This is a genomic window from Sphingomonas sp. TREG-RG-20F-R18-01 (assembly GCF_022662475.1).
Taxonomy (GTDB): domain Bacteria; phylum Pseudomonadota; class Alphaproteobacteria; order Sphingomonadales; family Sphingomonadaceae; genus Sphingomonas.
Genome location: NZ_JAKNQQ010000002.1, coordinates 563,443 through 578,323, shown reverse-complemented (window position 1 = coordinate 578,323; position 14,881 = coordinate 563,443). Strand labels below are relative to the sequence as shown.

Sequence of the window (14,881 nt, the reverse complement as noted above, 5' to 3'; positions counted from 1 at the left end):
AGACAAGTGCATCGGGCATCGGCGTACCGGCTATGCGATGCGGGTTTTGTGGGACGGGTGTCTGCTGCTGTCGATGGCACATCAAACGTGCGCGCTGATGCCCCTGCCCTTGTGGCATCTGGCAGGCGGCCGAGATCGAAGGATATTGGGGTGACTGCTGCTGCCGCTTCCCACGGATACGACGCCTGCAAGAACGAGAGCATCCGTGCGTCGATCGTGTCGGGCGGCGTGTCTGGCAAGAAAAAGGGCACCGCATGAGCGATGCCCTTTTCGTGCGGACCCGTGCGGCGTGCGCGGGCCAGCCGCCGTTACTTTTCTTCTTCGAACGTCACGGCGACGTCGGCATTCGCGCTGAGGCGGACCTTGCCGTCCTCGACATCGGCGACCAGGCCGAGCGAGATGAAGTGATGATGGCCTTCATGGCTGCCGGTACCCTCGTTGACTTGCGCGCCCGAGTCCTTCTTGGTCAGCTTGATGCGGCCACCCTCGACGTGGTCGACCGTGCCGACATGGACGCCGTCTGCGCCGATGACTTCGGCATGTTCTTGAATCTGCGATGCGTCGACCATGATGGTAGCTCCTTCGTTACGGTTGCGGATCCCCAACGCGCGCCCGACCGATTCGATGCAAGGGCCATCGCATGAAGATGACGCGATCCGGCGTCGCCGGCCTGGCGATCGCGGCGGCGCTCCTGCTCGGCGGATGCGCGCACCAGGCAGCGGGCGCGATCGCGCCGGCGGCCCCTGGCTTCTTGCTCGGCGTGTGGCACGGCTTCATCTTCCCGGTCGCCTGGGTGGTGTCGCTGTTCGTTCCCGACGTGGCGGTCTACGCCGTCCCCAACGACGGCGGCTGGTATGATTTCGGCTATTTCGTCGGGATCGTCTTCCTCGGCGTCGGCTCGCACCGCACGCGCACGGTCTATGTCACGCGAGTGGTGAGGCGATGACCATGGCGATCGCGATCATGTATGTGGTAGCGGCGGTGTTCACCGTGATCGGCGCAGGCCTGCTGCTCGCGCTGCTGCGCCCGGCTGGCGAGGGCAAGGTCTATGCGTTCCGGATGGTCGGGATCATGGCGCTTGCGCTGGGCATCGTGCTGATCATGTCGGCAAGCGCGATGTGGCGCTGGAGCGTTGCGGCGTGACGGTCCGCCCCTTCTGGCTCCGTGACCCCGTCACCGCTTCCTTTCTGCGTTGCCCCATGCCACCCTTGTTTTCCCTTTTTGTTCCGGAGTAGCCCCCATGTCCCTCACCGAAGCCCGCAAGCAGTATAAGCCGTTCGAATACCCCTGGGCGTTCGACTTCTGGAAGCGCCAGCAGCAGATCCACTGGATGCCCGAGGAAGTGCCCTTGGGCGAGGATTGCCGCGACTGGGCGCAGAAGCTCAGCGACCATGAGCGCAACCTGCTGACGCAGATCTTTCGCTTCTTCACCCAGGCGGACGTCGAGGTGCAGGATTGCTATCACGAGAAATACGGCCGCATCTTCAAGCCGACCGAGATCAAGATGATGCTGGCGGCGTTCAGCAATATGGAGACGGTGCACATCGCCGCCTACAGCCATCTGCTCGACACGATCGGCATGCCCGAGAGCGAGTATGGCGCCTTCCTCGAATATAGCGAGATGAAGGACAAGCACGATTACCTGCAGACGTTCGGCGTCGATTCGGACGAGGACATCGCCAAGACGCTCGCGATGTTCGGTGGCTTTACCGAGGGGCTGCAGCTGTTCGCGTCGTTCGCGATGCTGATGAACTTCCCGCGCTTCAACAAGATGAAGGGCATGGGGCAGATCGTCACCTGGTCGATCCGGGACGAATCGCTGCATTGCGAGGGGATCATCAAGCTGTTCCACGCCTTCTGCGCGGAACGCGACTGCATGACCAAGTCGGTGCGCGACGACATTGCCGACATGTGCCAGCACACTGTCCGGCTCGAGGACAATTTCATCGACCTCGCGTTCGAGATGGGCCCGGTCAACGGGATGACGCCCAAGGAAATCAAGAAGTACATCCGCTACATCGCCGACTGGCGGCTGGGGCAGCTCGGCATGAAGCCGATCTACATGATCGACGAACACCCGCTGCCGTGGCTCGCGCCGATGCTCAACGGCGTCGAGCACGCCAACTTCTTCGAACAGCGCGCGACCGAATATTCGAAGGCAGCGACGCGCGGCAACTGGAACGAGGTGTGGGACGGGTTCGACAAGCGCCAGAAGGCGAAGGCCGGGCCGGTCGAGCTGTTCTCGGCGAACGAGGATTCGGACGCGGGGGATATGTTCTCGCGGGCTGGCGTGGCAGCTGAATAATGAAAAGTGCTGACATAACTAAGAAAGAAGCTGACGAAATTCTAGCTCGACAAGAAAGTCATTTCTTTGACTTTAAATCGAAAAGAATTCAGCCGGCAAAGTTATCGAAAGCATTGAGCGCTCTCGGAAACGCCGAGGGCGGAGAGGTTTACGTTGGTATCGAGGACCCGCAAGTTACAAGCGGCCGTTGGGATGGCTTCCCAAACCAAGAAGACGCTAACTCGACTATTGCCGTTTTACAAAACCTCTTTCCCGAGGGAGAGACGTTTTCATATCGGTTTTTAAAGTGCGAGGCTTATCCCGGATTGGTTTTGGCATGCGAGATATTTAAAAACCAGTATATCTGGAAAGATACCCAAGGAGATATTTATCTTCGAAAAGGAGCGCAAAGCTTAAAGCAAGAAACTTTTGAAAAACAGGAGCGACTACGGCTTAATAAAGGTATCTCCTCGTATGAGGATTCGAAGGTTGATATCTCTGCGACTGAACTTGCTGCATCATACCCGTTCTCAAGCTTTTTAGAGTCTATAATACCAAAAGCAGACCCGGAAGTTTGGCTCCGAAAACAGAAAGTTATTCGGGACGACCAAGCGACGGTTGCAGGAGCAATGCTTTTTTTGGAAGAACCGCAAGTTGTCCTTCCGAAAGCGGCAATTAAGATATCGCGCTATAAGACATCGGACGAACCGACGCGTGCTACGCTTGAGGGGCAGCCTGCGACCATAGAGGGCTGCGCTGTGGCTCTAATCAAAGACGCTGTCGATAAAATCGTCGAGACCGTGGAACGTATCCCTGTTATGAAGGATACGGGGCTAAAGGCTGTCGTATATCCAAGAAATGCTATTCACGAAATCATAACAAACGCAGTAATCCACCGTGATTATAGTATAAACGATGACGTCCACGTTCGCATATTTGATAACAGAATTGAAATATACAGCCCAGGCCCTCTTCCGGCACATATAACTGTAGACAATATTCTCGACGAACGATTTGCTCGCAATCAAAAGATTGTAAGACTTGCAAATAAGTTTCCCGACGCGCCAAATAAGGATGTCGGAGAGGGCCTCAACACTGCATTTGAGGCAATGCGCGAACTACAGCTTAAAGATCCAGTTGTCATTCAAATTAACAATGGTGTCTTGGTGACGTTGAAGCATGAGAAGTTGGCGGAACCAGAGCAAGCCATCATTAGCTACCTGCAAGACCATGACGAAATCAATAATGCTCGGGCCAGAGCGATCACGTTTATTGGATCTGAAAACAAGGTAAAAAATGTTTTCCGAAAAATGATGGCAGCAGACATCATTGAGCGCATACCAAATCGGTCACAGGCAAAGACTGGTTATCGCAAAGGAGCAAACTTCCCTAGTGAATAGCCTCTTGAGCCCTTGTTAGTCGTCCCTCACCGCAACCACGCCAGAACAAACGGCCGCCGCACCCCGCTCGTCCCGTTGGGCACTGCGACATCGATGTCCTGCCGGTGGAACTGCCGGTACAGCACCACGCTCAGCACCGCGGCATAGAAGCACCACACCGAGGCGAAGGCATAGCCCTTCACCAGATGCACGATCGTCAACCCGACCACGTTGAGCACGCCATAGCCGCGCACGACACGGTGCGACGACAGCAGCAGCGCGCCGCAGGTCGACGCGATGTACAGCAGCGACACCCACAGTCGGCTCGTCACCGGGTTGCTATAGGCGATCGAATGCTGGTCGATCACCGCGCAGGTCGGCGCGATCACCAGCCCCGCCATGTCCCACGCGAACACCACTGCGCCCACGCCGGTCAGCACGAGGATCGCACGCCGACGCCATCCCGGCGGCTCCATCAGCGCGACCGCGATCGGCATCAGCAGCGGGAGGATACCGATCGCGTAGAGCGAGAACAGGAACACGCTGTGATCGACCGCGTAGCGCCCGAGCCGCCCCTCGAGCGACAGCCACACCAGCCCTTCCGAAAACTGATGGAACGCGAACAGCAAGGGCACGCTCGCGAACAGCAGCGCGCGCGGTTCGCGGACGTGGCGCAACGTGGCGACGCCGATCGTGGCGAGCACGGCCGAAGCGGTGAAGCTGGCGGTGGCGGAGAAGCACATGGTCGGTCCCTCGGGCGCGGAGCCGCCGGGGCCTGTGTGGGGGGATTTGGGGTGGGTGGGAAGGGCGACCTTATAGCCCCTCCCCCTCGGGGGAGGGGTTGGGGTGGGGCAGTCCAGCAGAACCCTGCTCTCTGCGAGGCACTTCCCCACCCCCAACCCCTCCCCTGAAGGGGAGGGGCTTACGTGTAACCCTACGCCCGCGCGCCCTCGACCACGCCGCCCGAATTATGCCGCAGCGCCTTCAGCACCGTCTCGACGATCGCATCCGCATCCAGACCCGCCTCGGCATATTGCGCCTCGGGCTTGTCCTGGTCCTGGAACACATCCGGCAAGCGCAGCGTGCGCAGCTTGAGCCCCGCGTCGATCAGCCCGGTGTCGCTCGCGAAGGTCAGCACATGCGCGCCCAGGCCCCCGACCGCGGATTCCTCAATCGTTACCGCGACCTCATGCGTGGTCAGCAACTTGCGGATCAGTTCCTCGTCGAGCGGCTTGGCGAAGCGCAGATCGGCGACCGTGGTCGACAACCCCTTGGCTTCCAAAGCATCCGCCGCCTTCAACGCCTCGCCGAGCCGAGTCCCCAGCGCCATGATCGCAACCTTGTGCCCCTGCCGGACGATCCGCCCCTTGCCGATCTCGAGCCGCTCGGCGACCTCGGGCATCGCCACGCCCGTGCCGTTGCCGCGCGGATAGCGCACTGCGATCGGCCCGCTGTCGTGCAACGCCGCGGTGTGCGTCATGTGGACCAGCTCGGCTTCGTCCGACGGTGCCATCACCACCATGTTGGGGAGCGTCGCGAGATAGGTCACGTCGAACGACCCGGCATGCGTCGCGCCATCCGCGCCGACCAGCCCGGCGCGGTCGATCGCGAAGCGGACGGGCAGGTTCTGGATGCAGACGTCGTGGACGACCTGATCGTAGGCGCGCTGGAGGAAGGTCGAATAGATCGCACAGAACGGCCGCATCCCCTGCGCGGCGAGGCCCGCCGCAAAGGTGACCGCATGCTGCTCGGCGATGCCGACGTCGAAGAACCGGTCGGGATAGGCCTTGGAGAAACCGTCGAGCCCGGTCCCCGACGGCATCGCCGCGGTGATCGCGCAGATCGTCGGGTCGCTCTCGGCTTCCTTGAGGAGCTGCGCGCCGAACACGTTCTGGTACTGCGGCGGCCCCGGGGGGGCCTTGGTCTGGACGCCTGAGATGACGTCGAACTTCTGGACGCCGTGATACTTGTCCGCCGCTGCCTCGGCTGGGGCATAGCCCTTGCCCTTCTTGGTCACGACATGGACGAGGATCGGGCCTTCTTCCGCATCGCGGACATTCTCGAGCACCGGGATCAGCTGCTCGAGATTATGCCCGTCGATCGGGCCGACGTAATAGAAGCCGAGTTCCTCGAACAGCGTGCCGCCCATGGCGAGCCCGCGCGCGAATTCGTCCGCCTTGCTGAGGCTCGACGCGAACGGCCGCGGCAGCTTCTTGGCGAGCCGCTTGGCGAGTTCGCGAAAACCCAGGAACTCGCGGCTCGACACGATGCGCGAAAGGTAGGCCGAAAGCCCGCCGACCGGCGGCGCGATCGACATGTCGTTGTCGTTGAGGATCACGACCAGCCGGTTGCCCGCCTGCGCCGCATTGTTCATCGCTTCATACGCCATGCCCGCGGACATCGCGCCGTCGCCGATCACCGCGATCGCCTTGCCGGGCTTGTCCGCGATCTTGTTGGCGATCGCGAAACCGAGCGACGCCGAGATCGAGGTCGAGCTATGCGCCGCGCCGAACGGGTCATATTCGCTCTCGGAGCGCTTGGTGAAGCCGGACAGGCCACCGCCCATGCGCAGCGTGCGGATCCGGTCGCGACGCCCGGTGAGGATCTTGTGCGGGTAGCATTGATGCCCGACGTCCCACACGAGGCGGTCGCGCGGCGTATCGAAGACATAGTGAATCGCCACGGTCAGCTCGACCACGCCGAGCCCCGAACCGAGGTGCCCCCCGGTCACGCCAACGGCGGCAATCGTTTCCTGCCGCAGCTCGTCGGCAAGCGCACGCAACTCTGTGGCAGGGAGGGTCCGCAGATCCGCGGGAACATTGACCGTATCGAGCAACGGTGTCTTATGAGAGTCAACCATCGGACCTGTTTAGCGCCGCTGCCGCACGCTGTCGATTGCTCCAGATCGCTTCTGTCATATCGCGACATTTTCTTGACGCGCGTTGCAATCGCGCACGACAAGGATGCCATGCGCGACTTTTCCTACCGCACGGCGACCGAAGCCGACATTCCCGCGATCGCCGACCTGATGGAACGCGCCATCCTATCGCTGCAGACCGCCTTTCTCGAGCCCGATGCGATCGCGGCGAGTCGGCTGAGCATGGGGCTCGACACGCAACTGATCGCCGACCGGACCTACTTCCTTGTCGAGGAGGCGGGTGCCCTGGCGGGCTGTGGCGGCTGGAGCTTTCGCGCGACGCTGTATGGCGGGGATACGAGCGCGGTCGCACGCGACGTTCGAACGCTCGATCCGGCGAAAGATCCCGCACGGATTCGGGCGATGTACACCAACCCCGATTTCATCCGGAGCGGCGTCGGCCGCTTGGTACTGGCCTTGTGCGAAGATGCGGCGCGAGCCGCCGGCTTCAGGCGCGCCGAACTGATGGCGACGCTCGCGGGCGAGCCGTTATACCGCGCATGCGGCTATACCGAGATCGAGCGGGTCGCGCGGATGGCGCCGGCGGGGCCGCCGGTGCCGGGGGTGCGGATGGGGAAAGCGCTGGGGTGATTCACAATTTAAGCAGCGATCACTTTTAATACCAATCACTTCCCCGGCGAAGGCCGGGGCCCAGGAGCGGGCCGTCGATGCTCTGGCGCTGCGCTCTCTGACGACCACCTTCGCTACTGGGCCCCGGCCTTCGCCGGGGAAGCGGCAGGATGACGCCCCCCGCTACGCAGCCTTCGCGGTCGCCGTACATGCGGCACATGTGCCGCGCACTTCGATCACCGGGCGTTCGGGCGTGAAACCCGCAGCTTCCGCGGCAGTCCGCACCCCCTTGGTCAGCCGGTCGTCATCCAGATGGACGATCTGCCCGCAGGAATCGCACACCAGGAAAATGCAGTCGTGCAGACAGTCTGGGTGGGCATTGGCGATATAGGCATTCGCGCTTTCGACCCGGCGGGCGAGGTTCGACGCCACGAACAGGTCGAGGATGCGGTACACGCTGTTGGCCGCAACCCTGCGCCCTTCGGTCTTGGAAACCGCCTCGGCGATGTCATAGGCCGAGGCCGGCTTGTCGAACCCCGCCAGCGCGCGGAAGATGTTGGCCCGCATGACGGTCCATTGCTCGCCCGATCGCTCGAGCGTCGCCTGCGCCGCCACGGCCAGATCGGCGTCCTGCGGGTGATAATGTCGATGCGTCGCCATGGACGGGAGATAGCCCCTGCCCGGCCCGGCCGCAATGTCCGGCCGGAATTCGCTCAGCAGGCGGCGCGACGGTTGAGGTCGTGCCCGAGTGCGAGCGTCGCCACGCCGATCAGCGTCCAGATCGTTTCCAGGCCATCGCCATCGTGCGGCAGCGAGATGGCGCCCGCCATCATCCCGAGTCCAGCCGATCCGACCACGGCGGGCATCATATAGCCATGCGTAAAGATCCCGCGCCCCAGCGCGAGCACGCCGAAACCGATCGCGATCGTCAGCCCGATCTCGTGGAACAAAGGGTTGAGCAGCAGCCCTCCCGCCGATGCCGCGAGCGCCAGGAACACCGAACTCGCGATGCAATGCACCACGCACAGCCCGGAGAGCCCGATCGCCATATTGTCGAATCGCTGCTCGATCCAACGATAGACAGGAAAAGAAGCGAGCGTCGTCATGCTGAGCGGCATGTGGCATGACCCACGCCAAGTTACAACATATCATGGTACTCTTTTTTGCACGCCGGCTGCAGCATTCAACAATCGACGTGTGCCTGGCCGAGGCGTAAGGCTTGAAGATGCTTCAAGCTTCCTCGCTTCCCGCTCGCGTCCGGCCCGCCACGCTGTCGGTCTGGCTGTTCGTGGCGGCGGCGCTCGTCGTCGCCATGGTGATCATCGGCGGGATCACCCGCCTGACCGAATCGGGGCTGTCGATCACCCAGTGGAAACCGCTCACCGGGATCATCCCGCCGCTCAATGCCGCGCAGTGGCAGGCTGAGTTCGACAATTACAAACGCATTCCGGAATATCAGCAGCTCAACCGCGGGATGACGCTTGCCGGGTTCCAGGCGATCTTCTTCTGGGAATATGTCCACCGGCTGCTCGGGCGCGTGGTCGGCATGGTGTACCTGCTGCCGTTCCTCTATTTCTGGGCGCGCGGACGCTTGCCGCGCGGGTATGCGCCGCGGATCGGCGCGCTGGTCGCGCTGATCGTACTGCAGGGCGCGATCGGCTGGTGGATGGTGTCGTCGGGGCTGACCAAGCGCACCGACGTCAGCCATATCCGGCTCGCGATCCATCTCGTCACCGCGCTGACGCTGCTGGCGGGAACGGTGTGGACCGCGCTCGACCTGCGCGATCTCGCCGCGACTCGCCTCGCCCGACCGGCGCGGCTGCGCGCCTTCGCGGCGGCGGCGCTGGTCCTGCTGTTCACGCAGATCCTGTTCGGCGCGTTCACCGCGGGGCTGGACGCGGGCTATGCCTTCTCGAGCTGGCCGCTGATGGGGGACGAGATCTTCCCAGCCGCCACGCCGATGACGGATCCGATGTGGCGCAACGCGATCGACAATCCGATCGTCGTCCAGTTCATCCACCGCTGGCTCGCCTTTGTCGCGGCGGCGGGAATCGTCGCACTCGGCTGGCGCGCGATCCGTGCGGGCGCGCCGCGAATCGGCGGAATCGCGATCGCGCTGGTCGCGGGCCAGATCCTGCTCGGGATCGCCACGTTGCTAACCGGCGTCGAGATCGTCGTTGCGGTCGCGCATCAGGCGAATGCCGCCTTGCTGCTGATCGCAGCGATCGCCGCCGCGCACGCAGTCGGACGCCGCACGATCTAAGGCGGGCTTGCTGACGGTATCCCGATACCTGTCGGGAAACCCGCCGAAACCTTGACTTTCAGGCCCGCGCGCAGCAATAGCCGCTCCAACGATGCCGTCCCCCGGGGCGGCATCCGTCATTTTAGCTATGTAAGGTCACAAGCCCCATGAAGGCGCTGATGAAGACCACCAAGCCGGCATTGCCGTATGAGGTGGAGAAGAAATGGATCATCGTCGATGCCGATGGTCTGGTCGTTGGCCGCATGGCCTCGATCATCGCGAACATCCTGCGCGGCAAGCACAAGCCGAGCTTCACGCCCCACGTCGATTGCGGTGACAATGTCATCATCATCAACGCGGACAAGGTGCGGTTCACGGGCAACAAGCTCAAGGACAAGGTCTATTACAAGCACACCGGTTATGCCGGCGGCATCAAGGGAATCACCGCGGGCAAGGTGCTCGAAGGGCGTTTCCCCGAGCGCGTGATCGAAAAGGCCATCGAGCGGATGATTCCGCGCGGCCCGCTCGGCCGTCAGCAGATGCGCAACCTGCGCGTCTTCGCCGGCACGGAGCATCCGCATGAGGCGCAGAACCCCGAGGTTCTCGACATCGCCAGCATGAACCGCAAGAACAAGGTGGGCGCATAATGTCCGACAACCGCCAGTCGCTGGCTGATCTCGCCGCTCTGACCAACACCCCCGCCCCTGCCGCCGCTCCGGCTGCAGCAGCCCAGTCCGACGCGCAGGCCGAGGACTACATGGCCGGCAAGATCGAGGAGCCCGCCGCTCCGACGATGCCGCTGCGCGAGCAGATCCTCGACCAGTACGGCCGCGCCTATGCGACCGGTCGTCGTAAGGACGCCGTCGCACGCGTCTGGATCAAGCCCGGCTCGGGCAAGATCACGATCAACGGTCGTGACCAGGAAGTGTATTTCGCACGTCCGACGCTGCGTCTCGTCATCAACCAGGTGTTCGGTGTGACCGAGCGCGAGGGTGCGTATGACGTCGTCTGCACCGTCAAGGGTGGTGGCCTTTCGGGCCAGGCCGGCGCGGTCAAGCATGGCATCAGCCAGGCACTGACCAAGTTCGAGCCGATCCTGCGCGCGCCCGTCAAGGCGGCAGGCTTCCTGACGCGCGACAGCCGTACCGTCGAGCGCAAGAAGTACGGCCGTGCGAAGGCACGTCGTAGCTTCCAGTTCTCGAAGCGCTAAGCTTCCAGACCTTCGATGCTTGCGAAAGGGCGGTCCGGCAACGGGCCGCCTTTTTCGTTTGGGGCAGAAGGCGAGGCGATACCATTCTTATTGATGAGCCGGACCATTGGCCCCGCACGATAAGGACACCCTTTCTCGTTCGTTGCGAACGACGTCGAGAAACCCGGCACAGCGCCGGTTTCTCGACTACGCTCGAAACGAACGGGGGGAACTTACTCCCCCGCCACAGGACCTTGCCCAGTGACCGACGACGCCACCCCGCCCGCCACGACCCAGACCGCCTTGCTGGACGGTCCCTCGGACGACGTCGTCGAGACTGCGGAGGGCACGTCGAATGAACCGACCTCCTTTGCCGAGGCGATCGAACAGGTCGGCGCCGGATCGCTGCTCGGCTATCGGCTTCAGCAGCAGGCGATCCTTTCGGATTTCGGACTGTTCGCGTTGCAATGCCGCGATAACGCCGCGCTTTTGACGAAGGCGGCCGAAATGGCGGCTGACGGCATGCAGACCGGACTGTGCAAGGTGCTGGAATATCGGCCCGCGCAAGACGACCTGCTGTTCCGCGCTGGCGTTGGCTGGAAGGCCGGGGTGATCGGCAACGCGACGCTCGGCGCGGACGAGGAATCACCCGCCGGCTTTGCGTTTCGCAACGGTACCCCAGTCATCTCCAACCATCTCGAGGGCGAGGAGCGCTTCCGCACGCCGCAGATCATGGTCGAACACGGCGTGCGCCGCGCGATCAACGTGCTGATCTCGACCACGGCGGGCGCCTGGGGCGTGCTCGAGGTCGACAGCCCGAGCGCGGGCCAGTTCGAGGCCGCCGACATCGCGTTCCTGCAGGGCTTCGCCAATCTGCTCGGGGTGGCGATGGACCGGCAGGAGGGCGAGCGGCGGCTGGCAGCGGCGCTCGACTACCAGAAGGTGCTCGTCCAGGAGGCGAGCCACCGCGTCAAGAACAGCCTGACGATGCTGTCGAGCATCCTCCACCTGCAATCGCGCAGCAACGCGCTCCCCGAGGTATCGAACGCGCTCAACGAAGCGTCGGGGCACGTCATCGCGATCGCGCGGACGCACGACCAATTGTGGCGGCAGGGTACCGGGCGGGTCGACATGCGGGCGTTGCTCGACGATCTCTGCGCGAGCCTGGCGGGACAATTGCCCAGCCTGACGCTTGAGTGCACCTCGGATGCGATCTCGATCGATGCGGATCAAGCGGTCGCGGTCGGGCTGTTGATCACCGAGCTCGTCACCAATGCGGCAAAGCACGCATATGGCGAGGAGGGCGGCAAGGTGTCCGTCACCGCCATCGCGAACGACGCGTTGGTGACGTTGTCCGTTCGCGATTACGGCGCGGGGCTGCCGGAAACGTTCGACGTCCGCGCAGGATCATCGACAAGCCTCGGCCTGCAATTGATCCGTACGCTGGCGCGCAGCCTCGACGGAACCGTCGAGGCACAGTCGGACGGCGGCGGGCAGTTCATCGTGACATTCCCCGCGCAAGGGCGCTCGGGCTGACGGCGGCTGGCGCAATCCAGTCCTGTTCGAGCGACGATCGGTCCCCCAGCCGGTCAGATCGTCTTGCTGATCCCGAACAGGAAGCCGCGCCGCGCGCCGAATTGTGGCGCACCGACCCCGACCCCGGAACCGTCGCGGATCTCGTACACATGGTCCGCTACGTTGATGATGTCCGCACGGATCTCGATCCCCGGGCCGGTGAAAGTGTGGCTCGTGGTCAGGTTGAAGACCGCATAGGCAGGCAGCTTGCCGCCGTTGGGAACATCGCCGTCGCGGCGCAGGCCTGACCCGTATAGCATCGACCCGCCGATCCGCGTGTTCCGCAACCCGCCCTGCTCGATGCGATAGGACGCACCCGCCGAGGCGGTCCATGTCTGGTCGTGGTCGAGATAGATCGACTGGCGCGCGATCGTCGCCAAGTCGGCGGGCGCAAAATTGAACTGTGACGAGACGATGTTGGTCCCTTGCGCCTTGGCATAGGCAAGGTTGCCGTACAGCGACAGGCCGTGCGCGGCATAGCTGACGTTTGCCTCGGCCCCCTTGATCGTCCCGCGCCCGTAATTGAACGGCGTCAGGATGATCGGCGCGCCGAACTGCCCTTCGTCGAGCAGGTCGTACGATTTGCGATAATAGCCATCGAGTCCGACCGTCACCGTCGGCGAAAGCTTCCACTGCCCGCCAATATCGAAATAATCCTGCTTCTCGGCATAAGGCGCATCCGCGAGTGGCGTATTTGCGCCATCGTCGCCCGGCGCCTGTGCACTCGTGCCACGGAACTTGAGCACGCTGGTCGTCGCGACATTGGCAAATGGCGGCGGCGAGAAATAGCGCGAATAGCCGGCATGGAGCGCAAGCCCTTCGACTGGCGTCAGCACGGCATTGACGCGCGGCGAGAAGGCGCTTTCCGAACGATAGCCGTCATAATGGTCGAAGCGTCCGCCGAAATTGACGACCAGCGGCTCGGCGATCTTCCATTCGTCCTGGAGATAGACACTGTACGTCATTTCGGTCTTGGCGCCATTGTCCACGACGGTGACCGGCTGTCCGGTCTGGGTGAAGGCGCGATCGGCATCATACGTGCCCGGCAACACCTGGGTCGCGGTCTGGCTGTTGTTGCGATCGCGCGACACGATCACGCCGCCGCGCAGCGTATGGGCGGAACTCAGGCGATACGCGCCCTCGACCTGTCCGCCGAAGGTGAAGTCGCGCTTATAGGCGTTCTGCGCGAGACCGTTGAACAGCAGTTCGCCGACCACGTCCGGCGTATAGCGCAGCGCGGAATAGCGCGCGAACAGGGACGCCTGGAGCGTCAGCGGCCCGGCATCGTGCAGCAGGCTGGCGAGCGCGAAGGCAGTCTGCTCGTGCTGGCGCTCGTCGAGATCGTTGCTGAGGAAATCCGTCTGTCCACCAACGGTATAGCCGCTGTTGGGATGCAGACCGCGCGGGTTGGGGATCTGGAAGCTCTGGTCCGCATAGCCCCCGATCAGCGAAATGCGGTTGTTCGAATCCAGCGTATGGTCGAGATAGACGAAGCCCTGATATTGGTCGGTATTGTCATGGATCGGCGTGCGCCCGGGATCGACCGCCTCGATCCCGATGTTGCTGTGCTTGTAGCTGCCGGTGACGAAGTAGTTGGTCTGTCCCGTCGACCCGCCATATTCGACGCTCGGCTGGATCGTGTCGTTGGTACCGCCGTACAGCGAGGCGACGCCGCTATTGTCGAAATGGCTCTTGGTCGTGACGTCGATGATCCCCGCCGTGCGCAGGCCATATTGCGCGGGGAGCGCGCCGGTGCGCAGGTCGAACCGCTCGACGATGCGCGGGCTGAGCGTCTGGCCGAACACCGATACGCCTTCGGGCAGGATCGTGCCGTTGATGCGATATTGCAGATTGTTGTGATCATCGCGCACGTGGAACTGGCCCCCGCCATCCTGCACCACGCCCGGCAATTGCAGCAGGATCTGGTTGAGCTGGAGGTTGTCGCCGCCGGGCAGCGCCTGGATCTGGGCGTTGGTGATCGAATAGGTCGTCGCGCCAAGGCTCGGCTGGATCGAGGCGCGCGCCGCGTCGAGGCGACCGGTGATGACGATGTCGGGGCCTGCAGGGGTGCCGGGCGATGCGATCGCCGTTGGTGCCGGCGTGGAGTCCACGGCCGTTTCGATCGTCTGCGTCTGCTGTGCGACGGCCGTCACGGGCATCAGGAGCGACACGGCAACACTCGACAGAAGAAGGGATCGAAGCATGGGGAGACAGCCTTTTCGAGCAACTTAGTTCGGTGCGACGGCGGTTCCGTACATGTGATGAGATAAAGTATCAAGGCCGTCTCATCGTCTCCCGGAACGATTCGGCCATGACCTTTCCGCCACGCCGCGCTGACGTGGGGCTCGCAAGCTTTCGCGGAGATGAACGACAGCGTTCCGGGAATGATGGGCGCGCCCGCCGCGCGCCTGGCGGGTCAGCGCTGCGTGCCGCGCAGGGTGACGATCGTGGCCAGTGCGAGGGATGCCGCGATCGCGACGACCGTCTCGCTGATCGAATGGCTGTTCCATTGCCAGATCTCGAGCCCGGCATAGCCGGGCATGTTCGCGCGACGCCCCGCGCCAAATTGCTCGATCCACTGATATTCGCGCTGGGTGATTTCGCGCATGATGCACGCCGCGCTGCCAGCAAAGCATCCCATCCACACGCATGGCGTATTGCGGACGCCGAACAGACGTCCGATTCCCCAGCATGCCAGCTGTAGGCCGATCGATACGGGAACATG

The 14,881-nt window shown here is 63.0% G+C and carries 16 protein-coding genes; 9 read left to right on the top strand and 7 right to left on the bottom strand.

The window, feature by feature from the left end; all coding sequences use genetic code 11:
* Positions 1 to 308 precede the first annotated feature (308 nt).
* Positions 309 to 569, bottom strand: coding sequence for a DUF2171 domain-containing protein (locus L8K25_RS08260; protein WP_010162063.1), 261 nt, complete (start codon positions 567 to 569; stop codon positions 309 to 311).
* A gap of 77 nt (positions 570 to 646) precedes the next feature.
* Here L8K25_RS08260 and L8K25_RS08255 point away from each other — a divergent pair, with 77 nt between their 5' ends.
* From L8K25_RS08255 to L8K25_RS08240, 4 genes are all read left to right on the top strand, one after another.
* On the top strand, positions 647 to 946 hold the full coding sequence (locus L8K25_RS08255) for a hypothetical protein (RefSeq protein WP_242138744.1): 300 nt from the start codon (positions 647 to 649) through the stop codon (positions 944 to 946).
* A gap of 2 nt (positions 947 to 948) precedes the next feature.
* Positions 949 to 1,143 (top strand): hypothetical protein, encoded by a 195-nt coding sequence (locus tag L8K25_RS08250; protein WP_242138399.1) that lies wholly within the window; start codon positions 949 to 951, stop codon positions 1,141 to 1,143.
* 97 nt (positions 1,144 to 1,240) lie between these two features.
* The gene (locus tag L8K25_RS08245) at positions 1,241 to 2,305 is read left to right on the top strand and encodes a ribonucleotide-diphosphate reductase subunit beta (protein WP_010218746.1); all 1,065 of its coding nucleotides are present in this window, start codon (positions 1,241 to 1,243) and stop codon (positions 2,303 to 2,305) included.
* Positions 2,305 to 3,684 carry an ATP-binding protein gene (locus L8K25_RS08240; protein WP_242138398.1) on the top strand — a complete coding sequence of 460 codons (1,380 nt, stop codon included), beginning with the start codon at positions 2,305 to 2,307 and terminating at the stop codon, positions 3,682 to 3,684. Before L8K25_RS08245 ends, L8K25_RS08240 begins: the two co-directional genes overlap by 1 nt.
* 26 nt (positions 3,685 to 3,710) lie before the next feature.
* On the opposite strand, the gene L8K25_RS08235 is transcribed toward L8K25_RS08240, so the two are convergent.
* A complete protein-coding gene (locus L8K25_RS08235) occupies positions 3,711 to 4,406 on the bottom strand; it encodes a DUF6629 family protein (RefSeq protein WP_242138397.1) in 696 nt (231 codons plus the stop codon).
* Positions 4,407 to 4,597: 191 nt separating this feature from the next.
* The gene (gene dxs / locus L8K25_RS08230) at positions 4,598 to 6,523 is read right to left on the bottom strand and encodes a 1-deoxy-D-xylulose-5-phosphate synthase (RefSeq protein WP_242138396.1); all 1,926 of its coding nucleotides are present in this window, start codon (positions 6,521 to 6,523) and stop codon (positions 4,598 to 4,600) included.
* Positions 6,524 to 6,631: 108 nt separating this feature from the next.
* Here dxs and L8K25_RS08225 point away from each other — a divergent pair, with 108 nt between their 5' ends.
* Positions 6,632 to 7,171 (top strand): GNAT family N-acetyltransferase, encoded by a 540-nt coding sequence (locus tag L8K25_RS08225; protein ID WP_242138743.1) that lies wholly within the window; start codon positions 6,632 to 6,634, stop codon positions 7,169 to 7,171.
* Positions 7,172 to 7,333: 162 nt separating this feature from the next.
* On the opposite strand, the gene L8K25_RS08220 is transcribed toward L8K25_RS08225, so the two are convergent.
* Both L8K25_RS08220 and L8K25_RS08215 read right to left on the bottom strand, forming a co-directional pair.
* Positions 7,334 to 7,810, bottom strand: a complete 477-nt coding sequence (locus L8K25_RS08220) for a transcriptional repressor (protein ID WP_242138395.1) — start codon at positions 7,808 to 7,810, stop codon at positions 7,334 to 7,336.
* 53 nt (positions 7,811 to 7,863) lie between these two features.
* Positions 7,864 to 8,256 (bottom strand): MerC domain-containing protein, encoded by a 393-nt coding sequence (locus tag L8K25_RS08215; protein WP_242138394.1) that lies wholly within the window; start codon positions 8,254 to 8,256, stop codon positions 7,864 to 7,866.
* Between the two features lie 119 nt (positions 8,257 to 8,375).
* On the opposite strand from L8K25_RS08215, the gene L8K25_RS08210 reads away from it, so the two are divergent.
* From L8K25_RS08210 to L8K25_RS08195, 4 genes are all read left to right on the top strand, one after another.
* The gene (locus tag L8K25_RS08210; RefSeq protein ID WP_242138393.1) at positions 8,376 to 9,413 is read left to right on the top strand and encodes a COX15/CtaA family protein; all 1,038 of its coding nucleotides are present in this window, start codon (positions 8,376 to 8,378) and stop codon (positions 9,411 to 9,413) included.
* Positions 9,414 to 9,559: 146 nt separating this feature from the next.
* A complete protein-coding gene (gene rplM / locus L8K25_RS08205) occupies positions 9,560 to 10,039 on the top strand; it encodes a 50S ribosomal protein L13 (RefSeq protein ID WP_010162051.1) in 480 nt (159 codons plus the stop codon).
* A complete protein-coding gene (gene rpsI, locus L8K25_RS08200) occupies positions 10,039 to 10,602 on the top strand; it encodes a 30S ribosomal protein S9 (RefSeq protein WP_242138392.1) in 564 nt (187 codons plus the stop codon). Before rplM ends, rpsI begins: the two co-directional genes overlap by 1 nt.
* 240 nt (positions 10,603 to 10,842) lie before the next feature.
* Complete coding sequence (locus L8K25_RS08195; RefSeq protein WP_242138391.1) at positions 10,843 to 12,117, top strand: histidine kinase dimerization/phosphoacceptor domain -containing protein; 1,275 nt, start codon at positions 10,843 to 10,845, stop codon at positions 12,115 to 12,117.
* 53 nt (positions 12,118 to 12,170) lie between these two features.
* On the opposite strand, the gene L8K25_RS08190 is transcribed toward L8K25_RS08195, so the two are convergent.
* Together L8K25_RS08190 and L8K25_RS08185 are read right to left on the bottom strand one after the other, a co-directional pair.
* Positions 12,171 to 14,360 carry a TonB-dependent receptor gene (locus L8K25_RS08190; protein ID WP_242138390.1) on the bottom strand — a complete coding sequence of 730 codons (2,190 nt, stop codon included), beginning with the start codon at positions 14,358 to 14,360 and terminating at the stop codon, positions 12,171 to 12,173.
* A gap of 212 nt (positions 14,361 to 14,572) precedes the next feature.
* Entirely contained in the window at positions 14,573 to 14,764 is a 192-nt protein-coding gene (locus tag L8K25_RS08185; RefSeq protein WP_242138389.1) for a hypothetical protein, read from the bottom strand.
* Between the last annotated feature and the right edge of the window lie 117 nt (positions 14,765 to 14,881).